This is a genomic window from Amycolatopsis sp. NPDC114504, assembly GCF_055633595.1.
In genome coordinates, this window is record NZ_JBVKDU010000003.1 from 1,432,815 (window position 1) to 1,456,086 (window position 23,272).

General features: G+C 72.0%; 24 protein-coding genes. 7 read left to right on the plus strand and 17 right to left on the minus strand.

Features of this window, described 5'->3' with window-relative positions; genetic code table 11:
• Positions 1 to 30: 30 nt before the first annotated feature.
• The 7 genes from ACZ7PG_RS28265 to ACZ7PG_RS28295 form a co-directional block, all read right to left on the minus strand.
• A complete protein-coding gene (locus tag ACZ7PG_RS28265; RefSeq protein WP_470242071.1) occupies positions 31 to 741 on the minus strand; it encodes a TetR/AcrR family transcriptional regulator in 711 nt (236 codons plus the stop codon).
• A gap of 137 nt (positions 742 to 878) precedes the next feature.
• A complete protein-coding gene (locus ACZ7PG_RS28270) occupies positions 879 to 1,583 on the minus strand; it encodes an urease accessory protein UreD (protein ID WP_470242072.1) in 705 nt (234 codons plus the stop codon).
• Entirely contained in the window at positions 1,580 to 2,269 is a 690-nt protein-coding gene (gene ureG / locus ACZ7PG_RS28275; RefSeq protein ID WP_470242073.1) for an urease accessory protein UreG, read from the minus strand. The genes ACZ7PG_RS28270 and ureG overlap by 4 nt, the downstream gene beginning before the upstream one ends.
• Positions 2,259 to 2,930, minus strand: a complete 672-nt coding sequence (locus tag ACZ7PG_RS28280; protein WP_470242074.1) for an urease accessory protein UreF — start codon at positions 2,928 to 2,930, stop codon at positions 2,259 to 2,261. Before ACZ7PG_RS28280 ends, ureG begins: the two co-directional genes overlap by 11 nt.
• Complete coding sequence (locus tag ACZ7PG_RS28285; protein WP_470242075.1) at positions 2,930 to 4,645, minus strand: urease subunit alpha; 1,716 nt, start codon at positions 4,643 to 4,645, stop codon at positions 2,930 to 2,932. The genes ACZ7PG_RS28280 and ACZ7PG_RS28285 overlap by 1 nt, the downstream gene beginning before the upstream one ends.
• A gap of 1 nt (position 4,646) precedes the next feature.
• Complete coding sequence (locus ACZ7PG_RS28290; RefSeq protein WP_470242076.1) at positions 4,647 to 4,952, minus strand: urease subunit beta; 306 nt, start codon at positions 4,950 to 4,952, stop codon at positions 4,647 to 4,649.
• 10 nt (positions 4,953 to 4,962) lie between these two features.
• On the minus strand, positions 4,963 to 5,265 hold the full coding sequence (locus ACZ7PG_RS28295) for an urease subunit gamma (protein ID WP_086680249.1): 303 nt from the start codon (positions 5,263 to 5,265) through the stop codon (positions 4,963 to 4,965).
• Between the two features lie 287 nt (positions 5,266 to 5,552).
• Here ACZ7PG_RS28295 and ACZ7PG_RS28300 point away from each other — a divergent pair, with 287 nt between their 5' ends.
• A complete protein-coding gene (locus ACZ7PG_RS28300; RefSeq protein ID WP_470242077.1) occupies positions 5,553 to 6,701 on the plus strand; it encodes a citrate synthase 2 in 1,149 nt (382 codons plus the stop codon).
• A gap of 5 nt (positions 6,702 to 6,706) precedes the next feature.
• Here ACZ7PG_RS28300 and ACZ7PG_RS28305 read toward each other — a convergent pair whose 3' ends face one another.
• Positions 6,707 to 7,309 (minus strand): TetR/AcrR family transcriptional regulator, encoded by a 603-nt coding sequence (locus ACZ7PG_RS28305; RefSeq protein WP_470242436.1) that lies wholly within the window; start codon positions 7,307 to 7,309, stop codon positions 6,707 to 6,709.
• 14 nt (positions 7,310 to 7,323) lie between these two features.
• Positions 7,324 to 9,018 (minus strand): SDR family oxidoreductase, encoded by a 1,695-nt coding sequence (locus ACZ7PG_RS28310; RefSeq protein ID WP_470242437.1) that lies wholly within the window; start codon positions 9,016 to 9,018, stop codon positions 7,324 to 7,326.
• A 239-nt stretch (positions 9,019 to 9,257) separates the two neighbouring features.
• On the opposite strand from ACZ7PG_RS28310, the gene ACZ7PG_RS28315 reads away from it, so the two are divergent.
• The 5 genes from ACZ7PG_RS28315 to ACZ7PG_RS28335 all read left to right on the plus strand — a co-directional run bounded on the left by ACZ7PG_RS28315 (position 9,258) and on the right by ACZ7PG_RS28335 (position 14,249).
• Entirely contained in the window at positions 9,258 to 10,097 is an 840-nt protein-coding gene (locus tag ACZ7PG_RS28315; RefSeq protein WP_470242078.1) for an ABC transporter ATP-binding protein, read from the plus strand.
• Entirely contained in the window at positions 10,094 to 10,903 is an 810-nt protein-coding gene (locus ACZ7PG_RS28320; RefSeq protein ID WP_470242079.1) for an ABC transporter permease, read from the plus strand. The genes ACZ7PG_RS28315 and ACZ7PG_RS28320 overlap by 4 nt, the downstream gene beginning before the upstream one ends.
• A complete protein-coding gene (locus ACZ7PG_RS28325; protein WP_470242438.1) occupies positions 10,900 to 12,057 on the plus strand; it encodes a sensor histidine kinase in 1,158 nt (385 codons plus the stop codon). The genes ACZ7PG_RS28320 and ACZ7PG_RS28325 overlap by 4 nt, the downstream gene beginning before the upstream one ends.
• Positions 12,054 to 12,674 carry a response regulator transcription factor gene (locus ACZ7PG_RS28330; protein ID WP_155540710.1) on the plus strand — a complete coding sequence of 207 codons (621 nt, stop codon included), beginning with the start codon at positions 12,054 to 12,056 and terminating at the stop codon, positions 12,672 to 12,674. The genes ACZ7PG_RS28325 and ACZ7PG_RS28330 overlap by 4 nt, the downstream gene beginning before the upstream one ends.
• A 234-nt stretch (positions 12,675 to 12,908) precedes the next feature.
• Positions 12,909 to 14,249: a serine hydrolase domain-containing protein gene (locus ACZ7PG_RS28335; RefSeq protein WP_470242080.1), complete on the plus strand. Its 1,341-nt coding sequence runs from the start codon at positions 12,909 to 12,911 to the stop codon at positions 14,247 to 14,249.
• 46 nt (positions 14,250 to 14,295) lie between these two features.
• Here the strand turns inward: ACZ7PG_RS28335 and ACZ7PG_RS28340 are convergent, their stop codons facing one another.
• Complete coding sequence (locus ACZ7PG_RS28340) at positions 14,296 to 14,613, minus strand: hypothetical protein (protein WP_470242081.1); 318 nt, start codon at positions 14,611 to 14,613, stop codon at positions 14,296 to 14,298.
• Positions 14,610 to 15,500, minus strand: a complete 891-nt coding sequence (locus ACZ7PG_RS28345) for a hypothetical protein (protein ID WP_470242082.1) — start codon at positions 15,498 to 15,500, stop codon at positions 14,610 to 14,612. The genes ACZ7PG_RS28340 and ACZ7PG_RS28345 overlap by 4 nt, the downstream gene beginning before the upstream one ends.
• Before the next feature lie 194 nt (positions 15,501 to 15,694).
• Here ACZ7PG_RS28345 and serC point away from each other — a divergent pair, with 194 nt between their 5' ends.
• Positions 15,695 to 16,819, plus strand: coding sequence for a phosphoserine transaminase (gene serC, locus ACZ7PG_RS28350; RefSeq protein ID WP_470242083.1), 1,125 nt, complete (start codon positions 15,695 to 15,697; stop codon positions 16,817 to 16,819).
• Here serC and ACZ7PG_RS28355 read toward each other — a convergent pair.
• From ACZ7PG_RS28355 to ACZ7PG_RS28380, 6 genes are all read right to left on the minus strand, one after another.
• Entirely contained in the window at positions 16,812 to 18,029 is a 1,218-nt protein-coding gene (locus ACZ7PG_RS28355; protein WP_470242084.1) for a glycosyltransferase 87 family protein, read from the minus strand. The two genes, serC and ACZ7PG_RS28355, sit on opposite strands and share 8 nt — an antisense overlap.
• Positions 18,030 to 18,077: 48 nt before the next feature.
• Positions 18,078 to 19,595 (minus strand): amidohydrolase family protein, encoded by a 1,518-nt coding sequence (locus ACZ7PG_RS28360; protein WP_470242085.1) that lies wholly within the window; start codon positions 19,593 to 19,595, stop codon positions 18,078 to 18,080.
• A 148-nt stretch (positions 19,596 to 19,743) separates the two neighbouring features.
• Positions 19,744 to 20,949, minus strand: a complete 1,206-nt coding sequence (locus ACZ7PG_RS28365; RefSeq protein ID WP_470242086.1) for an ABC transporter permease — start codon at positions 20,947 to 20,949, stop codon at positions 19,744 to 19,746.
• Entirely contained in the window at positions 20,946 to 21,632 is a 687-nt protein-coding gene (locus ACZ7PG_RS28370; RefSeq protein ID WP_470242087.1) for an ABC transporter ATP-binding protein, read from the minus strand. Before ACZ7PG_RS28370 ends, ACZ7PG_RS28365 begins: the two co-directional genes overlap by 4 nt.
• On the minus strand, positions 21,629 to 22,723 hold the full coding sequence (locus ACZ7PG_RS28375) for a peptidoglycan-binding protein (protein ID WP_470242088.1): 1,095 nt from the start codon (positions 22,721 to 22,723) through the stop codon (positions 21,629 to 21,631). The genes ACZ7PG_RS28370 and ACZ7PG_RS28375 overlap by 4 nt, the downstream gene beginning before the upstream one ends.
• A complete protein-coding gene (locus ACZ7PG_RS28380) occupies positions 22,720 to 23,265 on the minus strand; it encodes a hypothetical protein (RefSeq protein ID WP_470242089.1) in 546 nt (181 codons plus the stop codon). Before ACZ7PG_RS28380 ends, ACZ7PG_RS28375 begins: the two co-directional genes overlap by 4 nt.
• Positions 23,266 to 23,272: the final 7 nt, after the last annotated feature.

Consider the following 23,272-nt stretch of genomic DNA (forward strand, 5'->3'; position numbering starts at 1 on the left):
GTACCTGCGTCCGCCGCAGGTACCGGGCCGTCACGTTCGCCGGGTTCCCCCCTGTGCCCCCGCCCGGCTCGACTCTTCCACGTCGGAAGGGGCACTGCGGTTGCCTGGAATTTCCAAGATCTTTTCCGGCCGCATGATGGCCGCCAGCATCATCGCGCGGAACTCCGCGCCCACCTCTTCGACCGGCAGCGGCGGGTCGTGCGCCTGCCATTCGCGCAGCAGCCCGGTGCCCGCGCCGACCAGCGCGATCGCCGTCAGCCGGTAGTCCCGCACCGGCACGACACCGTGCTCGGCGGCGCGGCTCGCCTCGGCGGCGATGAAGTTCGCCCAGCGGTCGACCCACACCTGGTGCTGCGCCTCCAGCTCGGCGCTGACGCCGACGGCCTCGACGTAGGTCAGGCGCGGCATCCGGGGATCCGCGGTGACCGTGGCGATGAAGACGTCCAGCAACGTCGAGATGCGGGTGAGCGCGTCGGCGTCGGCGACCTTGTCGAGCTCGGCGGAGACGTGCGCGAGCGCCAGGCTGTTGATCTGGTCGTGGAGGGTGCGGAGCACGTCCTCCTTGCCGGTGAACTCCTCGTAGAAGTTCCGCGTCGACACGCCGGCGCGGGCGCACATGTCGGTGATCTTGGTGTGCCGGAAGCCCGTGGAGGTGAAGAGCTCGAGGCCGGCCGTGAGCAGACGCGCCCGACGGTCGGCGCGGCGCTGCTCGGGTGCGACGCCGCCGTACGTGCGAGCCACCGGTTCTCTCCTCCTTCTGAGGGATTGCCAGATCCTACCCGCATGACTACTTTGTGAAAATTGTGATTACCAAAGGCTCTGGGGTGCGGTGATCCGCTCGCCGGAGAAGCCGCAGGGGGTCTTCTCCGGTGAGCGGATCAGCTTTCCACAAGCCCCTTCAACGCCGTGACCGCGTCGGGCGCCAGTGATGTCGTGAGCGTCCCGCCCGCGGCGAGAGGGGTGCGGGACCACCATTCGCCCGAGGCCGCCGGGAGGTCCGGGCCACCCACCACCAGGTCCGTCGCCAGGACCCGGCGGCTCGCGAGCACCGCCAAACTCGTGTCCAGCCCCGGATCTCCGACGGTCAGCGTCTGCCGCAGCACCGGCACGGAACCCCGCGTGACCTGCGACGACGTCGTCAGCGAGCCCGGGCGTTCCCCGGCCCGGCCCAGCACCAGCACCTCCCGCGTGTGCAGGTGGGCGTCAGCGGCGAGGGAAGCCCGGAACACCGCCGCGTGCCTGGCCCGCGCCGTGATCACGGTCGGCTCCGGCAGGTACTCCAGCGAGCCACCCTCCTCGACGACCACGGAAACCGTGGACGTCGACCCCTCGCCGTGCAGACCGGGCAGGGCAAGGGTCGCCGCCACTCCGGAAAGGCGCAGGGACGCGCCGGGGCCGACGTGGATCGAAAGCAGCAACTCGTCCCCGCCCAGCGGCGAGGTCGCCGAGTTGACCAGGTGCACCACCGCCGTCGAGCCGCGGCCCCGGCGGGGGAACAACGTCAACGGCGCCATCGACCGCAGCTCGCGCAGCACCGTGCGCGTGCCGTCGAAGCACGCCGTCAGCCGGGCGTGGGCCTTCACAGCAGGGAACGGACCCAGGCGGCGACATCGGGGGCGTCCGGAGTGTCCACAAGGGACTGCGTGATGACCGGCAGCTCGCCGCGCATCCGGTGCGCGTCCGACGTCATCACGGCCATGTCCGCATTCACCAGGTGCGCGATGTCGATCTTGTTGATCACCAGCAGGTCCGCCGTCGTGACCCCGGGGCCGCCCTTGCGCGGCACCTTGTCGCCGCCCGCGACGTCGACCACGAAGATCTGGCTGTCGGCCAGCCCGCGGCTGAACACCGCCGTGAGGTTGTCGCCGCCGCTTTCGATGATCACCAGGTCCAGCCCCGGGAACTTCTCCTCCAGGCGCTCGACCGCATCGAGGTTCGCGGTGATGTCGTCGCGGATGGCGGTGTGCGGGCACGCGCCCGTCTGCACCGCTTCGATCCGGGCCGGGTCCAGGACTCCCGCGCGACGCAGGAAGTCCGCGTCCTCGGTCGTGTAGATGTCGTTCGTGACGACCGCGAGGTTCACCTCGTCGCCGAGCGCGCGGCACAGCGCCGCGGTGAGCGCCGTCTTGCCCGAGCCGACCGGGCCGCCGATGCCGATCCGGTACGCGCGCCCCGCGGTGGGCGCCGCGTCGTAGTGGTCGGGTTCGGCGGCCGTCGGGTCGAAGTTGACCTCGTGGACGTGCCCGTGGCCGTGGCCTTCAGCTGGCAAAGAGACGCACCTCTTCCTGGTGGTGCCGGGCGTGCGCCTCGGCGAATAAATCCAACGCGGGCGAGCCCGGCGACGGCAGCGACGCCGGATCGTCCCCCGCCACGGCCGCCGCCTCCTCCGCCACCGAGCGGAGGTCGAGCCGCGCGACAACGGCGTTGACAGCGAAGGGATCCAGCCCCAGCAGCCGCACCACGGCGCTCGCCGGCCCGCTCACCGACAGGTACGCGACGGCCATCGCGGCGTCGTACGGCGAGCCGCCCGCGATGCCGACCAAAGCGCCCAGCACGATCGGGTGGTGCGGACGCGGGGTTTCGCTCAGCAAGGCGTCCAGCACGGGTGACGGCCAAGCGATCCGCCCGGCCCGCGCGGTGCCGCGTCCCTGCGCCCGGGAAGCCTCGCGCTGCGCGAGCGACGGAGTTCGCGCGTCGAGCTCACCGTCCAAAAGCGACCAGCTCCCGCCGGCGACGGCCGCGTGCGCCGAAGCAGCGGCGAAAACGGCGGCGAGGCAGCCCGCCGTGCGCAACCGTCCGGAAAGGAATCCCGGCAGATCACGCACGGACGTCACCAACCGCCGGGAGACGACCTCTTCCAGCCCGCCACTGTGGACGTGCCCGCCGCCGGGGAAGCGGGAGTCCGCGAGGATCAGCGCCGAAAGGTCCATCAGAACAGGAAGTAGCGTTGGGCCATCGGCAACTCCGTCACCGGCTGCGGCTCGATCAGCTCGCCGTCGACGTGCACCGCGAAGCTGTCCGGCTCGACGCGCACATCCGGCGTGGCGTCGTTGAGCACCATGTCCGCCTTCGTCCGCGCGCGCGTGTTCGACACGGCGACGAGCGGCCGCGTGATGCCGAACGTCTCGCGCAGGCCACTGTCCAAAGCGGACGGCGCGACGAAGTGCAGGCTCAGCGCCGCACCGATGTTCGCGCCGAACATCGGCCGCGCCATGACCGGCTGCGGCGTCGGGATGGACGCGTTCGCGTCACCCATCGCCGCCCACGCCGGAAAGCCGCCCTTCAGGACTACGTGCGGCCGGACACCGAAGAACTTCGGCTCCCACAGCACCAGGTCGGCGAGCTTCCCGACCTCGACCGAGCCGATCTCGGTCTCCATCCCGTGCGCGATGGCCGGGTTGATCGTGTACTTGGCGACGTAGCGACGCGCGCGCAGGTTGTCCGCCGCGCCGTCGCCGGGCAGCGCGCCGCGACGGCGTTTCATCACGTGCGCGGTCTGCCAGGTCCGGATGATCACCTCGCCGATCCGGCCCATCGCCTGCGAGTCCGAGCTCATCATCGAGATGGCGCCCAGGTCGTGCAGCACGTCCTCGGCGGCGATCGTCGACGGCCGGATCCGGCTCTCGGCGAAGGCGAGGTCCTCGGGCACCGACGGGTTGAGGTGGTGGCAGACCACCAGCATGTCGAGGTGCTCGTCGAGGGTGTTGGCCGTGTGCGGCCGGGTCGGGTTGGTCGACGACGGCAGGATGTTCGGCAGCGAGACCACTTCGATGATGTCCGGCGCGTGCCCGCCGCCGGCGCCTTCGGTGTGGTACGCGTTGATCGAGCGGCCGCCGATGGCGTCCACAGTGGACTCCAGGAAGCCCGCCTCGTTCAGCGTGTCCGTGTGGATCGCGACCTGGACGCCGGACTCGTCGGCGACCGTCAGGCACGCGTCGATGGCGGCCGGGGTCGTGCCCCAGTCCTCGTGCAGCTTGAAGCCACCCGCACCGGCTGCCAACTGCTCGCGCAGGGCCTCGTGCCGGACCGTGTTTCCCTTGCCCAGCAACAGGACGTTGACCGGGTAACCGTCCATGGCGGACAGCATCCGGCCGAGGTTCCACGCGCCGGGCGTGACGGTCGTGGCCTTGGTGCCCTCGTTGGGCCCGGTGCCGCCACCGACCAAAGTGGTCAGTCCCGCGGCCAGCGCCGTGTCGACGAGCTGCGGGCAGATGAAGTGGACGTGGCAGTCGATGCCGCCGGCGGTGAGGATCTTGCCGTTGCCGGCCAGGACCTCCGTCGACGGCCCGATGACCAGGGCCGGGTCGACGCCGTCCATCGTGTCCGGGTTGCCGGCCTTGCCGATGCCGACGATCCGGCCGTCGCGCACGCCGACGTCGGCCTTGACGATGCCCCAGTGGTCGAGGATGACGGCGCCGGTGATGACCAGGTCGGGCGCACCCTCGGCCCGGGTCGCCATTCCCTGCCCCATCGACTCGCGGATGACCTTGCCGCCGCCGAAGAGCACTTCGTCGCCCGAGCCGCCGGGGCCCATCGAACGGTCTTCGGTGACCTCGATCAGCAGGTCGGTGTCGGCGAGCCGGATCCGGTCGCCGGTGGTCGGGCCGAACAGCTCGGCGTAGCGCTCGCGGTCGATCTGCGGCATTTCAGAACTCTCCCGAGAATTCGGACCGCAGGCCCGGAACGCGGCGCGCGCCGGCGAGCGGAACAAGATCGACCTCGCGTTCGACGCCCGGTTCGAACCGCACCGACGTGCCGGCCGGGACGTCGAGCCGGTGACCGCGGGCGGCGTCGCGGTCGAATTCCAGACCGGGGTTCACCGCGGCGAAGTGGTAGTGCGAGCCGACCTGCACCGGCCGGTCGCCGAGGTTGCGCACGAGCAGCCGGACGCGCGGGCGGCCGGGGTTCAGCTCGACCGGTTCGTCGCCGGGGATGATCTCACCTGGGTGCATCCGGCCCTCCTCAGACGATCGGGTCGTGCACGGTGACGAGCTTGGTGCCGTCCGGGAAGGTGGCTTCGACCTGCACGGAGTCGACCATTTCGGGGACACCGTCGAGCACCTGCGCCCGGCTCAGCACGGTCCGGCCGCTGGCCACGAGCTCACTGACCGTGCGCCCGTCGCGGGCCCCTTCGAGGACGTGGTCGGTGATCAGCGCGACCGCTTCCGGGTAGTTCAGCCGGACGCCGCGGTCCAGCCGCTTCCGCGCGACGTCGGCCGCCACGTGGACGAGCAGCTTGTCGCGCTCCTGCGGACTGAGGTGCATCGCTCAGGTTTATCACCCGGACCACGGCGCTGCCTGGTTCGGAAACATACCTTTAACCTGGCCTTCGTCACACTGCGTGGTGAAAATTCTCCGGTCGGACGGCCTCGGTGACTGAATCGTTCTCGTAATCGTGACCGAAACCACCGCTTCTTTCGATTGCCCCCCGGCGATCGAGGGAGCAAGGTCTATCCATCCGTGCGATGGTGCGCGCTTTCCCGCGCTATTCCGTCCGCGCGAGCACCACACCAAGACGGGGAAAAAAGCGCACCGAAAGGTCCCGCGAAACAGTGACTACCTCCACGATCACCAAGCCACAGCCGTCCGGCGAACCCGACGACGGCTTCCGACCGGGTCTGGAAGGCGTCATCGCCTTCCACACCGAGATCGCCGAACCCGACCGGGACGGCGGTGCGCTGCGCTACCGCGGCGTCGACATCGAGGACCTCGCCGGAAAGGTGACCTTCGGTGACGTATGGGGCCTCCTCGTGGACGGCCGGTTCGGCCACGGCCTCCCGCCCGCCGAGCCGTTCCCGCTGCCGGTGCACACCGGTGACGTCCGGGTGGACGTCCAGGCCGCGCTGGCCATGCTCGCGCCGATCTGGGGCTACCGCCCGCTGCTCGACATCACCGACGAAGAGGCCCGTGAGCAGCTGGCCCGCGCCTCGGTGATGGCCCTGTCCTACGTCGCCCAGTCGGCGCGTGGCGTCGGCCAGCCCGCCGTGCCGCAGACCCGCGTCGACGAGGCCCACTCGATCACCGAGCGGTTCCTCGTCCGCTGGCGCGGCGAGCCCGACCCGGCGCACGTCCGGGCGCTGGACGCGTACTGGGTGTCGGCCGCCGAGCACGGCCTCAACGCGTCGACCTTCACCGCCCGCGTCATCGCGTCCACCGGCGCCGACGTCGCGGCGGCCATGTCGGGCGCCATCGGCGCGATGTCGGGCCCGCTGCACGGCGGTGCCCCGGCGCGCGTGCTGCCGATGATCGAAGAGGTCGAGCGCACCGGCGACCCGGCGGGCCTGGTCAAGGGCATCCTCGACCGCAAGGAACGCCTGATGGGCTTCGGCCACCGCGTCTACCGGGCCGAGGACCCCCGGGCGCGCGTGCTGCGCCGCACCTGCCAGGAGCTCGGGGCGGCCCGCTTCGAGGCGGCCGCGGCGCTGGAGCAGGCCGCGCTGGCGGAGCTGCGCGAGCGGCGTCCGGACCACCCGATCGAGACGAACGTCGAGTTCTGGGCCGCGGTCATCCTGGACTTCGCGCAGGTCCCGCCGCACATGATGCCCGCGATGTTCAGCTCGGCGCGCACCGCCGGCTGGGCCGCGCACATCCTGGAGCAGAAGCGCACCGGACGCCTGGTGCGGCCCTCGGCCAAGTACGTCGGCCCCGCGCCGCGCACGCCCGAGGACGTCGAAGGCTGGGAACTGGTCACCAAGCACTGACCCCGCTACGAGCCGGCCGGTGCCTTCACGGGACCGGCCGGTTCGTGCTTCGCGGTGGCCTCGAGCATGGCGGTGAGCTGGTCGACCAGCCAGCTGTCGAGGTCGTCACGCGCGACGCTGCGCTCCTGCAGCCAGCTCAGCAGTGCCCCCTCCACCACCGCGGTCCAGCAGCGCAGCGTGAGGGAGAGCAACGGCGAGGGATCCCTGACGTCGAGCGCGTCCAGGATCAGGGCCACCGCGCGGTTGCGGACCTCGTCGATCGCCGCGTCCGTTTCGGACGTCGCGATCACCGAACCACTGCGCAGCAGGGCGATGTACCCCGCGCGGTAGTGGTCGGCGACGTCGACCAGGCCGCGGACAGCGGCCCGCAGCCGGGTCTCCGGCGGACCCTCCTCCAGCCCGGCCAGTCCGTCGATGAGCCCGTCGGTGACCGTCCGCAGTGCCTCGACCTGCAGCTCGCGCAGGCTGGAGAAGTACCGGTAGAACAACGGCCGCGACACCTCGGCCCGCGCGACGATGTCGTCCACCGTGACCAGCTCCGGCGCCCGCGAGCCGAACAGGTCGAGCGCGGCGCGGATCAGGTCGTCGCGGCGCGCCTGCGGCGACATCCGCCGCGGCCGGCTCACGGCGTCAGGTCCAGCTTCGCCGCCTGGCGCAGCAGTCCGGGCGTCAGTCGCGAAAGGACCAGCGCGGCCTTGGCCTCCGGTGTGGACGGTGCGATGGCGGTGTTCCTCTCCACGGCGCGCAGGATGTCCTTCGCGACGCCTTCCGGGCCGAACCCGCGCCGGGCGTAGAGCTTCGAGCTCTGCTGCTGACGCCGTCGCTGCTCCTCTTCGGACACCCCGACGAAACGCGTGGTGTTCGTGATGTTCGTCTTCACGATGCCCGGGCACACCGCCGTGACACCGATGTGGTGCTCGGCCAGCTCGGCCCGCAGGCAGACGCTCAACGTCAGCACCGCGGACTTCGTCGTCGCGTAGGCGGTCAGGATCTTCGACGGCAGGTAGGCGGCGGCCGAAGCGAGGTTGACGATCTGGCCGCCCTGGGCGCGTTCGGCGAGCATCGGCGCGAAGGCGCGGCAGCCGTGGATCACGCCCCAGAGGTTGACGTCGATGACGCGTTCCCAGTCCTCGACGGACGTGTCGAGGAACGGGCCGGACATGCCGATGCCGGCGTTGTTGACCACGATGTCCGGGACGCCGTGGTGCGCGCGGACGTCCTCGGCGAACCGGTGCACGGCGGGACCGTCGCTGGAGTCCACTGTGTACTCCGCAACCCCGTGGTCTTCCAGGAGCTTCAGGGTTTCGGTGGCCGCCGCCGGGTCGATGTCGGTGATGACGACATCGGCACCCTCGGCGGCGAAGGCGAGCGCGGTGGCGCGGCCGATCCCGCTGCCGGCGCCGGTGACGACGACCAGCTTGTGCTCGAACCGGCCGGTGCCCACGCGCGCCTGGCGCAGGGCGCGGCTCTCGACGCCGGTTTCGACGTACTCGATCAGCTCGGCGGCCGCCCCCGCGACCACCTTCGGCTTGGCACGGGTCACCCAGTGCGTCCCGACGACCGGGCGGATCCGCAGGTCCGGCACCCAGCGCGTGACCTCGGTCTGCAGCGGTGTCGTGACGTAGGCGTCGCCGGTCGGGGCCAGGACCTGCACCGGGACGTCGGCGGCGCGCGGCGCGGGCCGGGACAGCCGGGTGAACATGTTGGCGCGGTAGAGCTCGAGGCCGTGGATGCCGTCGCTCTTGTCCGGCTTCGCGGCGTCGGGCTCCATGCGCTGGATCTGCGCGCCCAGCAGGCCGGTGCGCCAGAGCAGCTGCGGGACGAGCGGGATCTGGAACGCGAGGATGTACCAGGAGTGCAGGAACTGGCTCAGCGCGTTCTTGAGCCGCTTCGGCGTCGGGCGCGTGACCTGGGCGCGGAACCACGCGCCGGCGTGGTCGAGGCTCGGGCCGGAGATCGACGTGTAGGACGCGACCCGCCCGCGCAGGGCGTCGCCGGTGACGGCGTGCCAGGTCTGGATCGAGCCCCAGTCGTGGGCGAGGAGGTGGACCTTGCCGTGCGGCCGCACCTCGTCGACGACGGCCCGGAGGTCGTCGGCCAGCTGGTCCAGCCGGTAGGACGCGCGTCCCGGCGGCTTGTCCGACTGCCCGGCCCCGCGGACGTCGTAGGTGACGACGCGGTGTTTCGCGCCCAGCTCGGCGGCCACGCCACCCCACATCGAGCTGTTGTCGGGATAGCCGTGCACGAGCACGACCGTGGGCCCGTCTTCGCGGCCTTCGATGTGGACCGAGAGGCGGACACCGTCGCTGGCGGTCACCCACTTGTGAGACATTCTGTCATGTTAGACAACTTGTCAACAGTGCGATTCACCCGCGCGGCGGCTGGTGGCCGGATGTCGTTCATGCATCCGTCGCGTTTTTGCTTGTATGACAGCGTTTTCGTGGTTCCACGGGAAACCAACGGGCCCGGCTGACGACTCTGTCCACCGATCGGTGGACAGCCGGATTCAGCTGAGTGTCGCTCCCGCGGGCCGCCGCGAGCGAGCAAGCTTCTTCCATGACCACAGCAGTGAGCGTGCGCGGCCTGCGCAAGCAGTACCCCGGTCACCTCGCGGTGGCCGGGATCGACCTGGACATCGCCCGGGGCGAGGTGTTCTCCCTGCTCGGCCCGAACGGCGCCGGGAAGACCACGACCGTCGAGATCCTCGAAGGCCACCGGCAGCGGACCGCCGGCGAGGTCAGCGTCCTCGGCGAGGACCCCGGCAAGGCCGGCCGCGCCTGGCGCTCGCGCCTCGGGATCGTCCTGCAGACCGCCAACGACGCCGCCGAGCTGAGCGTCGCCGAGACCGTGCGGCACTTCGCGAAGTACTACCCCGACCCGCGCGACCCCGACGAGGTCATCGAGAAGGTCGGGCTCGCCGAGAAGGCCACGTCGCGGGTCAAGTCGCTGTCGGGCGGGCAGCGTCGCCGCGTCGACGTCGCGCTCGGCATCATCGGGCGGCCCGAGCTGCTCTTCCTCGACGAGCCGACGACCGGCTTCGACCCGGAAGCGCGGCGGCAGTTCTGGAAGCTGATCAGCGACCTCGCCGCCGAGGGCACCACCATCCTGCTCACCACCCACTACCTCGACGAGGCCGAAGCGCTCGCCGACCGCGTCGCGGTGATCGCGCGCGGCGAGATCGTCGCGCAGGACACCCCGCAGAACCTGGGTGGCCGCGCCGCCGCCGAGGCCACCGTGCGGTGGACCGACGACCGCGGTGAGCACGTCGAGCGCACCGCATACCCGACCAAGCTCGTGAACGAGCTCTCTGCTGGGGGTAGAGAGCTCGCCGGACTGACCGTGACCCGGCCGAGCCTGGAGGACATCTACCTGGACCTGATCGGAGACAAGGCATGACCACGCTCGCCCTCCCCGGCCCGTTGTCGCTGGGCTTAGCGCGCGGCGGCACCGAGCTGCGGCAGTTCTTCCGGCACAAGGAACAGGTGGTTTTCACCTTCTCCTTGCCCGCCGTCCTGATGATCCTGCTCGGGTCCATCCTGGACGGTCCGACGGCACTCGCCGGCGTCACGTCCGGGCAGCTGCTGGCGGCCGGGATGATCGGCTCCGGCATCGTCTCGACGTCGTTCAACAGCATCGCGACCGGTGTCTCGGCCGACCGGGAAACCGGTGCGCTCAAACGCCTTCGCGGCACGCCGATGCCTTCGTCGTCCTACTTCATCGGCAAGATGGTGCTGGTCGCGGTGTCCAGCCTGGCGCAGACCGTGCTGATGGCCGCGGTCGCCGTGCTGCTCTTCGGGCTGAAGCTGCCGACCGAGCCGGAGAAGTGGCTGACGCTGCTGTGGGTGTTCGCGCTGGGGATCGTTTCGTGCACGCTGCTCGGGATCGCGCTCAGCTCGCTCGCGAAGTCCACCACCGGCGCGGTCGCCGTCGTGCAGATGCTGTACCTGGTGCTGCAGTTCATCTCCGGCGTGTTCGTCACGCCGATCACGAACCTGCCGAAGATCATGGTTGACATCGCGTCGTTCTTCCCGCTGAAGTGGATCTGCCAGGGCTTCCGGTCGGTGTTCCTCCCGGACGGCGCGGTCGGAATGGAGATGGCTGGGTCATGGGAACTCCCGCGGGTGGCGCTGGTGCTGGGGATCTGGTGCGTGGTGGGCGCGGTGCTGGCGCGGCTGAGCTTCCGGTGGACCGACACGAAGTGAAGGACGCCTGGGACCGGTTCAACTGGCTCTGGGAGATCCTCTTCGCGGTCGCCTACCTGGCCACGACGACGCTGGTGCTGCTGGACGAAACCGATCCGGTCCGCAGCGTCGTCGCGGTCGGGGCGCTCACCGCGCTCGCCCTGACCTACCTGCTGTGGGGACGGCGGGTGGTGCGCGACGACGGGCACCTGAAGCAGCGGTGGACGCTGGCCCTCGTGGTGGTGGCGCTGGTCGCGGTCGCGATGTTCGCCAACACGACGGCCAGCTTCATCCTGTTCATGGTGTGCCCGCTGCTGTTCTCGACGCTCGAGTTCCGGCCGGCCGCGGTGTTCACCACGCTGGTGATCCTGCTGAGCCCGCTCTCGGCGATCGCCGCGGACGGGCTGCGGGGCCCGGCGCTGCACATCCTGCTGCCGATGACCGCGATCCTCGTCGTGTTCGGGATCCTGTCCGGCAAGTTCATCCTCCACGTCATCGAGGAGAGCCGGGCGCGGGCGGACCTCATCGACCAGCTCGAAGCGAGCCAAGCCGAGGTCGCCCGGCTCTCCCGCGAGGCGGGCACGGCGGCCGAACGCGAACGTCTCGCCCGCGAGATCCACGACACGCTGGCCCAGGGCTTCACCAGCATCGTCACGCTCGCCGAGGCCATCGAGTCCGAACTGGACACCGACCCGGCGGCGGCGCGGCGGCACGTCGAGCTGGCCGCCCGCACGGCGCGGGAGAACCTGGCCGAGGCCCGCACGATGGTCGCCGCGCTGGCGCCGGCCGACCTCGCGTCCGGGTCCCTCGTGGACGCCGTCCGGCGGCAGGCCGACCGGCTCGCCGACGAGACGGGCGTGTCGGTCGAGTACGAAGTGGACGGTGCGCTCCCGGCGATCGGCATGGCGGGCGAAGTGGTCCTGCTGCGGGGCGCCCAGGAGGCGCTGAACAACGTCCGGCGGCACGCGGCGGCGTCGTCGGTGTCGGTCCGGCTGTCCGTTGTGGACGACGCGGTGCGGCTGTCCGTCCGTGACGACGGCACCGGCTTCGACCCCGACGGCGTCAACGGCTTCGGCCTGCGCGGCATGCGGTCCCGCGCCGAGCAGGTGGGTGGCAGACTGAGCGTCCGAAGTGGCCCGCGCGGCACCGAACTCACCCTGGAGGTGCCGGCTTGATCCGCATCATGCTCGTCGACGACCACCCCGTCGTCCGCGAAGGCCTCCGCGGGATGCTCGAAGCCGAACCCGACCTGACGGTGGTCGGCGAAGCGGGCTCGGGCGACGAAGCCGTCGCGCTCGACCGCGTCGCGCTACCGGACGTCGTGCTGATGGACCTGCGCATGCCGGGGCTCGACGGCGTCGGCGCGACGAAGCGGATCCTGCGCGAGCAGCCGGGCCGCCGGATCGTCGTGCTGACGACGTACGAAACGGACGCCGACATCCTGCGCGCGGTCGAGGCGGGGGCGTCGGGTTACCTGCTGAAGGACGCGTCCCGCACGGAGCTGGCGAACGCGATCCGCGCGGCGTCGCGCGGGGAGACGGTGCTGGCGCCGTCGGTGGCCGGGAAGCTGGTCAACCGAGTCCGCAACCCGGAGCCGCAGTCGCTGTCGGCCCGCGAGGTGGAGGTCCTCCGCCTGGTCGCGAAGGGCGGCACGAACGCCGACATCGGCCGCGCGCTGCACATCAGCGAGGCAACGGTCAAAACGCACCTCCTGCGAGTGTTCGGCAAGCTCGGCGTCTCAGACCGCACCGCCGCAGTAACAACAGCAATGTCCCGAAACCTCCTCACCTGACCGTGATCCAACGGGCATCACGCGTGTCCCGAGGGGCATCACGCGTGATTGAGCGGGCATCACGCGTGATCCCAGGGGCATCAGCCGCGATGCCCCTCCAATCACGCGTGATGCCTCTTCAGACACGCGTGATGCCTCTCCGGACACGCGTGATGCCTCTCGGCTCACGCGGGTGGGTGTGAGGTCTGGCCAAGAGGCCTGCCCCGCCGGCCGGAGCGCGGCAGAATGCCTCTCATGCTTGAGTCGACCGAACACGCCCTGCTCCGCCGGATCGCCCACGAGCAGGCGGCCTGCCGCGCTCCCTCGCTCGTCGCCGCTGTCGTGCGGGACGGCGAGATCGTCTGGTCCGGGAGCCGCGGGCGCGTCGGGGACCGGCCGCCCGGCACCGACACCCAGTACCGGCTGGGGTCGATCACCAAGACCCTCGTCGCCACCGCCGTCATGCGGCTGCGCGACGAAGGCCTGCTCGACCTCAACGACGCCCTCGAGCAGCACGTCCCGGGCACGCCCTTCGGCGCCGCCACCGTCGCCCAGCTGCTGTCGCACACCTCCGGCCTGACGTCGGAGTCGCCCGGGCTCTGGTGGGAGCGCACCCCCGGTGCCGACTGGGACGCGCTCGCCGGCAGCCTCGCCGACGGCGCGACCAAGCACCGGCCGGGCGCGCGGTTCCACTACTCGAACGTCGGCTACGGCGTGCTCGGCGAGCTCATCTCGCGCCACCGCGGCAAGAACTGGCTCTCTGTGCTCGACGAGGAGGTCCTCGGCCCGCTCGGGATGACCCGCACCACCCCGCACCCGGTCGGCGCGCACGCCGACGGCTTCGCCGTGCACCCCTTCGCCGACGTCCTCCTGCCGGAGCCGAGCCCCGACGCCGGCGCGATGGCGCCCGCCGGGCAGCTGTGGTCCACCGCCACCGACCTCGCCCGCTGGACGGCGTTCCTCGGCGGCCACGGCGGCGGTGTGCTCGCGCCGGAGACCATCGAGCAGATGCGGACCATGGTCACCGTCGACGACACCGACGTCTGGACGACCGGCTTCGGCCTCGGCCTGATGCTCGTGCGCTACCAGGGCCGCCGGCTGGCCGGGCACACCGGCTCGATGCCCGGCTTCCTCGCCGTCACGCTGGTCGACCCGGTCGCCCAGACCGGCGCGCTCGTGCTCACGAACTCGACGTCCGGTGTCGGCATCACGCAGCTCTGCCTGGACCTGATCACGATGACCGACGAGCGGGAGCCGCGGCTGCCCGCCGAGTGGCAGCCGTCGGCCGTCGACCCCGCGCTGCTCGCCCTCACCGGGCTCTGGCACTGGGGCCCGACGCCGTACCACCTGCGGATCCAGGGTGACGGGCTGCTCCTGCTCGCGCCGGCCGAGGGCGCCGGGCGCAGCTCCCGCTTCCGCGCGACCGGCCGCGACACCTACGTCGGCCTCGACGGCTACTACGCCGGCGAGACGCTCGAAGTGGGCCGAGACTCCGGCGGCGTCGCCACGCACCTCGACCTCGCGACGTTCATCTTCACCCGCACGCCGTACGACCCGGCCGCGCCGGTGCCGGGCGGCGTCGACGGCTGGCGGTGACGTGCCGGGCCCCGCTCACACCCCCAGGGTGGTGGTGAGCGGGGCCCTAGGCCTGCGCGGCGGTGCCGGCCGAGAAGGCGACGGCGGAGGCGAACCGGGTGGCGATGCGCTTGCCCTCGCCCCAGTCGAAGAGGCCGAACTTGAGGTTCGTCATGACCGTGAGCACCGAGCCGCCGGAGGCCGGCGCCACGGTCGCGGTGATCTCCTGGCCCCAGCTCAGCAGGCTCATCCCGGTCCGGAACGACACGAACCCGCGCTGCGAGTCGTAGAACGGGCCCTGCCCGCCGATCGCCGCGACCCCGGCGGGAAGCGCGTTCCACAGCGCCTCGGGCGGCGCCGGGAAGCTCTGCTGCACAGTTTTCATGACCGATGAGCCAACCAGGGGTCCGCCGGCCGGGTAACCGTGTTTTTACCCCCACGGCGACGGTGCCCGATGACCCCGACGGCGTAACTGCCACCGTCCGGAAGGCCCGCGACGAGGTACTCCGACGGCCAGCCGGCCAGCCAGAGCCGCCGCCGTTCCGCCAGCTCGGCGGCGACGTCGGGCGGCGCGACGGGCAGGTGGAACCGGATCCGCACGTCGCCCGGCAGCACCGCCCAGCCGTCCACCGGCTCGCCGGGGCGCACGTCGGCCGACGCGGCCGCGACCGGCGTCCAGGTGTCGCTCGCGAGGCACCGCGCCGGTCCGGCGAGGTCCGCTCGCCGGCCGGCGAGCGCGAGCACGGCCACGCCGCCGGCCACCGGGACGAACCACGGCAGCCAGCCGCCGACCAGGACGATGGCCGCGACCTCGAGCGCGAGCACGAACGCGCCCGCCGCCCACACCGCCGCCGTGACGAGCCACAACCGCACTCGCAGTGCCGCGCGCCGCGTCAACGGCCGCTTCGGCACGAGCCGGGACAGGCCGAACACCGACCCGCCCAGGAAGATCGCGGCGAACACCGCGGCGTTGACGACGTCGGCGCCGTGCGGCGGGTGCACCACCAGCGCGGCCACGACCACGGCGTCCAGCAGGAGCAGGCCCGCGACACCGGCCACGACGAGCACCCGGCGCCCCGCGGGCAGCTCACCCGTGAGCCACCACGGCAGCCGCCGGACGAACACGAGCACCAGGGTCACGGCCAGTGCGATCGGCAGGGCCACCGTGGTCGTCGACGTCCAGCCGCCGTTCGCGACCAGGTGCACGACCGCGAGCGCGCCCAGGTTCCAGCACAGCCACCACCGCGGCCGCCACCGCTCCTCCGCCTCCACCACTGCCTCCCTCTCGTCCGCGGTGAAGCTACCGAGCGGCCGGGCGGGCCGGACAGCGAGTTTTCGCCGCCGGTCGGCGCGGCCGCCTAGAGTCGGGCGGGGGCACCGCGACGCCCCGAACACCCCTTGTCCCACATAGCGGACACTGGCGAACCGCCATCACCAGCCGCATCCCGACCTGAGAGACTGGCCACATGACCGACGCTGAGTTGACCATCCCCGCAGACCTCAAGCCGGCCGACGGCCGCTTCGGCTGCGGACCGTCGAAGGTCCGCGCCGAGCAGCTGAGCGCCCTGGCGGAGTCCGGCTCCACCTACCTCGGCACGTCGCACCGGCAGAAGCCGGTCAAGTCCCTCGTCGGGCGCGTCCGGACCGGCCTGTCCGAGCTGTTCTCCCTGCCCGAGGGCTACGAGGTGATCCTCGGCAACGGCGGCACCACGGCGTTCTGGGACGCCGCCGCGTTCGGCCTGGTCCGCGAGCGCTCGCAGCACTTCACCTACGGCGAGTTCTCCTCGAAGTTCGCCAGTGTCACCAAGGGCGCGCCGTTCCTGGCCGACCCGATCGTCGTCAAGGCCGACGCGGGCTCCGCGCCGGACATCGCCTACGAAGCCGGCGCGGACCTGGTCGGCTGGGCGCACAACGAGACGTCCACCGGTGTGGCCGTCCCGGTGCGCCGTCCCGAAGGCAGTGGTGACGCCCTCGTCGCGATCGACGCGACGTCCGGCGCCGGCGGTCTCCCGGTCAAGGCCGAGGACTTCGACGTCTACTACTTCGCGCCGCAGAAGTCGTTCGCCGCGGACGGCGGCCTGTGGATCGCGCTGGCCTCGCCGGCCGCGGTCGAGCGCATCGGCGAGATCGGCGGCGGCGACCGCTGGATCCCCGAGTTCCTGTCGCTGACCACCGCGCTGGACAACTCCCGCAAGGACCAGACCTACAACACCCCGGCCGTCGCGACGCTGTTCCTGCTCGCCGAGCAGATCGAGTGGATGAACGGCCAGGGCGGCCTCGAGTGGACGACCGCGCGCACGAAGGACTCGTCCTCGCGGCTGTACGAGTGGGCCGAGAAGACGAGCTACACCACGCCGTTCGTGAAGGACCCGGAGCTGCGCTCGCAGGTCGTCGGCACGGTGGACTTCGCCGACGAGGTCGACGCCGCCGCGGTGGCGAAGGTGCTGCGCGCCAACGGGATCGTCGACACCGAGCCGTACCGCAAGCTGGGCCGCAACCAGCTGCGCGTCGGCCTGTTCCCGGCCATCGACCCGGACGACGTCACGAAGCTCACGCAGAGCATCGAGTACGTCGTCGAGCGGCTCAGCTGACCTGAGGTTCCTTCGAGGGGACCTTCGCCGCTTCGGTGGCGGAGGTCCCCTTTTCCGTGCTCAGGCGGCGGGCGGCGAACGCGGCCAGGACCAGCAGCGCGAGGCCGTACAGCGCGTAGGACTCCGTCGCCAGCCACCAGCCCACCGACGGCGCCGGGCGCGGCGCGAACCACATCGGGCCCCAGATGAACAACGCCAGCCCGGCCACGACGACCGCGGCCGCCGTCCACCGGATCGCCCGGCCGAAGCGCCACGCGTACCACCCGGCGAGGACGAGGATCGGCACGCACCACGTCCAGTGGTGGGTCCACGAGATCGGCGACACGAGCAGACCGCCGAGCGCACAGGCGGTCAGCCCGAGCACCGGCTCGGCGCGCGCGACGATCACCGCGACCAGGGCCATCACCACCAGCGCGGCCAGCACCCAGGCGAACTCCGGCCAGCCGGCGCGCACGGTCAGGCCGTGCAGCGACTGGTTGCCGACGTAGTCGACGCCGCCGATGCGGCCCGCGTCGAAGACCAGCTTCGTCCAGTAGGTGAAGGACGCCGACGGCCGGACCAGCCACAGCAGCGCCCCGGCCGCGACGAACCCGGCGACGACCCGCGCGGCCGACTTGAAGTCGCGGCGGAACAGGAAGTAGACGACGAACACCGCGGGCGTCAGCTTGATCGCCGCGGCGACGCCGATGAGCAGGCCCTTCGTCCGCCGGCGGTCGCCGGGGAGCAGGACGTCCAGGACGACCAGGACCATGAGCAGCGCGTTGATCTGGCCGAAGCCGAGCGTCGAGCGCACCGGCTCGAGCAGGGCCCCGGCGAGCTGCGCGCCGATGGCGACGAGGGCGGCCACCGCCCGGCCGTTGACCTTCGACGGGTCGGTGAGCGAGCCGTTGAGCGTCGCGACGTAGAGGTAGGCGACGACGCCGGTCGCGACGATCGAAGCGATGCTGAGCAGCTTCATCGTCGTGGCGAAGGGCAGCAGCGTGCCGGGCAGGAACACGGCCGCGGCGAACGGCGTGTAGGTGAACGGCAGCAGGATCTGGTGGGTGGTCGGCACCCAGGCGTCGTACGGCGAGCCCTGCTCGGCCAGCGCCTTCGCCCCGCCGAGGTAGACCTCCAGGTCCAGGCCGTCGAACCGCTTGAGGAGGAGCACGAGCACAACGGCGACGACTTCGAGCGCCGCGAGCGCCCACGCCAGCTTCCGCCCAGTCAACGCGCCCCCTCGAACCCAGGTCTTCGACCGGCCGAGATTACCGGGCGCTCAGCAGCAGCTGTGCACCGGCAACCGCGTTGACCTGGCGTTCGCGGTGGCACCGGCCGCCGCCTCGACGCCGGCGAGCATGCGGTCCAGCGTCGCGCGGTCGAACACCCGCCCCGCCGCGACCACCGTGTCGATCCGGCCGACCGCGCGGATGTCGGCCAGCGGGTTCGCGTCGAGGAGCACCAGGTCGGCCACCTTGCCCGGGGTGATCGTGCCCGCCGTGGCGCCGTGGCCGGTGAACGCCGCCGCGTCGCGGGTCACCACCTGCAGCGCCCGGTGGGGCGACAACCCCGCCTCGACCAGGTACGCGAGCTCGTCGTGCAGGCTGAAGCCCGGGAAGACGTACGGGTTGAGGCAGTCCGTGCCGCCGAGCAGGCCGACACCCGCCCGGTGCGCCGCGCCGACCAGCTCCACCTGCGCGTTGAAGTAGGCGTCCTGCTCCGCGATCTCCCCCGGCGTGACCGGCGTGCGCGTCCGCACCAGCTCGGCCCAGAGGTCCCGCACGGCGCCTGGCACGTACTTCAGCCGCGGGTCGTGCGCGAACGTGTCCGCGGGCGAGCACATCACCTTGTTCACGACCATCGTCGGGGTCAGCCGGGTCCCGTTGCGGACGAGCCCGCCGAAGAACTCCCGGGCCCGCCACGGGCTGTACGCCTCCGTCGCCCGCCGGTCCAGGTCACGGGCCATGGTGAAGAACGCGCGCGGGTTCGCCGGGTCGAACGGCGTCGCCGCGAGCGTCGCGAGGAGCTCGTCCCGGTGCGCCGACGTGTACACCGGGACGCCGAAGAGGTGCTCGAAGCTGTGCTGGCCCGCGTCGCTCGCCGCCGGTTGCGAGACCCGGTACGGCCAGTGCCCGGCGAACGGCAGCCCGGCGCGGCGGCACTCGGCGGCGAGCGCCGCGAACGCCTCCGCGCCCAGGTACGAGTACACCTTGACGAAGTCCGCGCCCTCGGCCTCCGCGGTCCGGACGGCCGCGCGGGCCTCCGCGGCCGTCGTCACCCGCGTCACGGGTGGCCCGAGCATCGACACCGGGCCGTCGACGATCGAGCTGCCCATGACCACCCGGGGTCCGGCCAGCTCGCCGCGGACGATCTTGTCGCGCGCCGCGCGGTTCTCCGTGTAGCCCCACATCTCGCGGATCCCGGTGACGCCGTTGGCCAGGTACAGCGGCGGGAAGATCGCCTCGTAGTCGAGGCCGTGCGTGTGCAGGTCCCAGAGCCCGGGCACGAGGTAGCGGCCCCGGCCGTCGACGACCCGGACGCCGGCCAGGGGCGGCAGGTCCGCGGCGGGACCGGACCAGGCGATCCGGTCGCCGACCAGCACGACCGCCGCGTCCGGGGCGGGCCGGGCGTCGGTGCCGTCGACGACGGTGGCCCCGAGCACCACGACGACGTCCGAGCCGGCCGCGGCGGCTTCCTGGGCGAACAGGGCGGGCGCGATGCCCGCGGCGGCGAGCCCCGCCCCGGCGACCGCCAGCCAGCGGAGGAAGTCACGCCGGTTCGCCTCGACCCGCACCACGGCCGCCCCCTAATCGCTGGTGCGGCTCATTCAACCCGCCGGACGGCGGCCGCGAATCTCCCAGCGTGCGCTCTTCCCACTGCGCATCCTCGGAGGTACCGCGAGGCCCCGCTTTCCCGGGGAAGTGCACGTTCCCCGGGAAAGCGCGTCAGGCCAGCGCCTGCGTCGGCGCCAGCCGGGCGGCCCGCATCGCCGGGTAGGCCCCCGCGATCGCCCCCACCAGTGCCGCCACCCCGACGCCGCCGAGCAGCGTCGCCCACGGCAGCACCGCCGGCCAGCCCTGGCTCAGCGCGTAGCCCGCCGTCACCAGCACCCCGACCAGCACCCCCGCGAGCCCGCCGAGCCCGGACAGCAGCACCGACTCGGCCAGGAACTGCCCGCGGATCTGGCGTTTCGTCGCCCCGAGCGCGCGGCGCAGGCCGATCTCGCGCCGCCGTTCCAGCACCGAGATGACCATCGTGTTGGCCACCCCGACCCCGCCGACCAGCAGCGCGACCCCGCCGAGCCCCAGGAACAGCGCGCTGTAGGTCGTGTCCGTCAGCTTCTGCGCGGCCAGCGCGTCCGACGGCCGGCGCACCTCGACCTCGTTGGGCGCCTGCGGGTTCAGCGTCGCGCCCAGCACCGATCGGACACCGTCCACTTGGGACTCCTGCGCCCGGACGTACACAGTGGACGGATGGCCGTCGAACCCGAGCAGCCGCTTCGCGACGTCCCAGCCGACCAGCACCGACCGTTCGACCTCCGGGGCCAGCGGCATCGGCGAGAGGATCCCGACCACGGTGAACCACTGCGTCCCGATCAGCACCTGCGGCGGGCGGGCCGGGTCGATGTGGTCGATCCCGAGCCGGGCCGCGGCCTGCGAACCGAGCACCGTCACCGGGTAGTCCTGGTTCCCCGCCGCGAGGAACGCACCGGCCCGGACCTTCCCGCCGAGCACGCCCAGCAGGTCCGGCTTCGCCGCGTACACGGCGAGCCCGGAGGTGTCGTCCGGCGCGATCTTGTCGCTGCGCCGCACGCTGGCCGACGTGTTCCCGGTGCCGCTGGCCGCCTGCACCGGCCCGATCCGCTTGGCCATCGGGACGGCGTCATCGGGCAGCACGGCGTCCTTCCCGAACAGCGTCTGCCCCGGCCCGGCCGTGAGCAGGTTCGTGCCGAGCGCGGCCAGCCGGTCGTGCAGGGCCTGCGCGCCGGACGCCGGGATCGCCAGCACCGCGACCATCGCCGCGACGCCGATCGCGATGCCCAGCGCGGAAAGCACCGCGCGCACGGGCCGGGTGCGCATGCCGTGCGCACCGAGCGCGACGACGTCCGGCGGCTTGAGCCGGGCCGGTTCCGGCAGCGTCACGAGGGTCATCGCGCCCCCACCAGACCGGTGTCGAGGCGCAGGTGCCCGTCGAGCAGCTCGATCCGGCGCGGCATGCCCCCGGCGATCTCGCGGTCGTGGGTGATCACGACGATCGTGGTGCCGCCGGTGGACAGCTCGCCGAGCAGCGCGAGCACCGACGCGCCGGTGCCGGTGTCGAGGTTGCCGGTCGGCTCGTCGGCCAGCAGGATCGACGGCTCGTTGACGACCGCCCTGGCGATCGCGACGCGCTGGCGTTCCCCGCCCGAGAGCTCACCGGGCCGGTGCCACGCCCGGTGCCCCAGCTTGACGCGGTCGAGCGCCGCCAGTGCCCGCTCGCGACGCCGTCGCCGCGGCACCCCGGCGTAGAGCAGCCCGGTGCACACGTTGTCCACCGCACTCATCCCTTCGTCGAGGAAGAACTGCTGGAACACGAACCCGATCCAGCGCGAGCGCAGCGCGGAGACCTTGCGGTCCGGGAGCACGGCGACGTCGTGGCCGTGCAGCTCGACGCGGCCCGACGACGGCCGGTCGAGCGTGCCCATCAGGTGCAGCAGCGTGGACTTGCCGGATCCCGACGGCCCGACGATCGCCACCATCTCGCCCGGTTCGAGGGCCAGCGAGACGCCGTCGAGCGCGGCGACCCCGCCGGGGTAGGTGCGCGTGACCTCGTGGACGCGCAGCACGGGCGTCACGACGTCGTCACCACCCGCATGCCCGCGCTCAGGCCGGCGCCGGTGACCTCGACCTTGCCACCGCTGAACAGTCCCGTTTGGACGGCGACGAGCCGGCGCTGGCCGTTCTCGTCGACCTCCACCGCGTAGCCGCCTTCGGCGAGCGCGAGCAGCGCGCCGACCGGGACCGCGAGGACGCCCTGGTGGACGTCCTTGGTGAACCGGACGGTCGCCGGGGACGAGTCGAGGGGGCCGCCCGCCGCCGGATCGTCCAGCTTCACGGCCACGGTGATCTTGGGCTTGCCGTCGTCCTGCCCCGCCGCGTCCTTGCCCTCGACGGCGGACCGCCCGACGTCGGTGATCGTGCCCTGCGTCGTCTTCCCGTTGATGGTCACCGACGCCTTCGCGCCTTGCTCCGCGAGACCCTGCTTCGCCGCGTCGAGCTTCACCTGCACCGAACGGACGGTCCCGGTCGTCTTGAGCACCTCGCCCTGGGCCGGCGAACCAGGCTTGGCCGACAGCGCCGAAACGCGGACCTCGCCCGCCGCGAGCACGACGTCGCCCTGGCCGAACGCGCCGGTCTGCTCCAGCCCCAGCGACTTCTGCCACTTCTTCAGCGCGGCCGCTGTCGCCGAGGTGAACTTCTTGTCCGGCGTGCCGAAGCCGCCGAAACCGCACGCCTTGAGGTTCTCTTCGAGCTGTTTGACGTCGGCACCGTCGTCCGCGCCGGTGGCGAGGTCGCGGTAGAACGGCAGCGTGCCGTAGAAGAGCGGCACCGGCTTCGCGTCCACTCCGTACACCGGCTTGCACCGGGTGATCGTGGCGCCGGCGGCGGGCAGCGACGTGATCGTGCCGGGCTTGCGGCCCTGGACGGTCTCCTCGTCGCCGTAGCCGAGGGTGCCGTCGGCTTCTTCCTCCTCGCTGAGGTCGGTCTTGACGACCTCGGCGGTCTCGACCGCGGGCGGCGTGGCCTCCTTGACGGTCGTCGCGTCCGAGACGCGCGTCAGGATCACGACGGAGCTGGTGCCGAGCACCACGACGAGGACCGCACCGGCGATGAACCAGCGCGTCCGGCCGCGGCGGCGCGGTTTCAGGTGGGTCACCTCATTCACTTCCCGGCCTCCGCACGGCCGCTGGAGGCGAAGCCGAGCCCGCACGCCTTGGCGGCCTCTTCGAACTTCTTCTGGTCGTCGCCGACGCTCCCGGCCCGGGTCATGCCCTTGCCGCTCGGGTCGGGGTCCGGCATGTCGATGCCGTGGTCACGCATGCATTTCGCGTCCTTGCGCATCTTGTCGAGCTCTTCGGCGCTCGGCGGCTTCATCTCGCCGCCGTTGGGCATGAGGCTCTTGCACGCCTTCTGCGCGGCTTCGATCTTCGACGCGTCGGCGCCGTCGCCGCCCAGGGTGATGGCCATGCCGCCGCCGTCGCCCGCCGGTTTGGGGTCGGGCATGTCGACGCCGTGCTCGCGCATGCACTTGGCGAAGTCGCGCATCTTGTCTTCGTCGCTCTTGCCGCTGTTGTCGGCGGCCGTGGGTCCGCCCGACTTCGGCGGGGTCGAGATCGAGGCGACCTTGTCGCCGTCGTCCCCCTTCGCGCCGCAGCCCCCGAGCAGCAGGGCCGCCCCGAGCGCCGCGACGACGATCCGTGTCCGCATGGCTCGC

Bases quoted from the DNA above. Each gene is read 5' to 3' on its own strand.
- serC (WP_470242083.1), top strand. From the start codon at position 15,695: ATGACCGACGCTGAGTTGACCATCCCCGCAGACCTCAAGCCGGCCGAC.
- ACZ7PG_RS28280 (WP_470242074.1), bottom strand. From the start codon at position 2,930: ATGGACCTTTCGGCGCTGATCCTCGCGGACTCCCGCTTCCCCGGCGGC.
- ACZ7PG_RS28365 (WP_470242086.1), bottom strand. From the start codon at position 20,949: ATGACCCTCGTGACGCTGCCGGAACCGGCCCGGCTCAAGCCGCCGGAC.
- ACZ7PG_RS28295 (WP_086680249.1), bottom strand. From the start codon at position 5,265: ATGCACCTCAGTCCGCAGGAGCGCGACAAGCTGCTCGTCCACGTGGCG.
- ACZ7PG_RS28340 (WP_470242081.1), bottom strand. From the start codon at position 14,613: ATGAAAACTGTGCAGCAGAGCTTCCCGGCGCCGCCCGAGGCGCTGTGG.
- ACZ7PG_RS28380 (WP_470242089.1), bottom strand. From the start codon at position 23,265: ATGCGGACACGGATCGTCGTCGCGGCGCTCGGGGCGGCCCTGCTGCTC.
- ACZ7PG_RS28285 (WP_470242075.1), bottom strand. From the start codon at position 4,645: ATGCCGCAGATCGACCGCGAGCGCTACGCCGAGCTGTTCGGCCCGACC.
- ACZ7PG_RS28290 (WP_470242076.1), bottom strand. From the start codon at position 4,952: ATGCACCCAGGTGAGATCATCCCCGGCGACGAACCGGTCGAGCTGAAC.
- ACZ7PG_RS28320 (WP_470242079.1), top strand. From the start codon at position 10,094: ATGACCACGCTCGCCCTCCCCGGCCCGTTGTCGCTGGGCTTAGCGCGC.
- ACZ7PG_RS28315 (WP_470242078.1), top strand. From the start codon at position 9,258: ATGACCACAGCAGTGAGCGTGCGCGGCCTGCGCAAGCAGTACCCCGGT.
- ACZ7PG_RS28335 (WP_470242080.1), top strand. From the start codon at position 12,909: ATGCTTGAGTCGACCGAACACGCCCTGCTCCGCCGGATCGCCCACGAG.
- ACZ7PG_RS28305 (WP_470242436.1), bottom strand. From the start codon at position 7,309: ATGTCGCCGCAGGCGCGCCGCGACGACCTGATCCGCGCCGCGCTCGAC.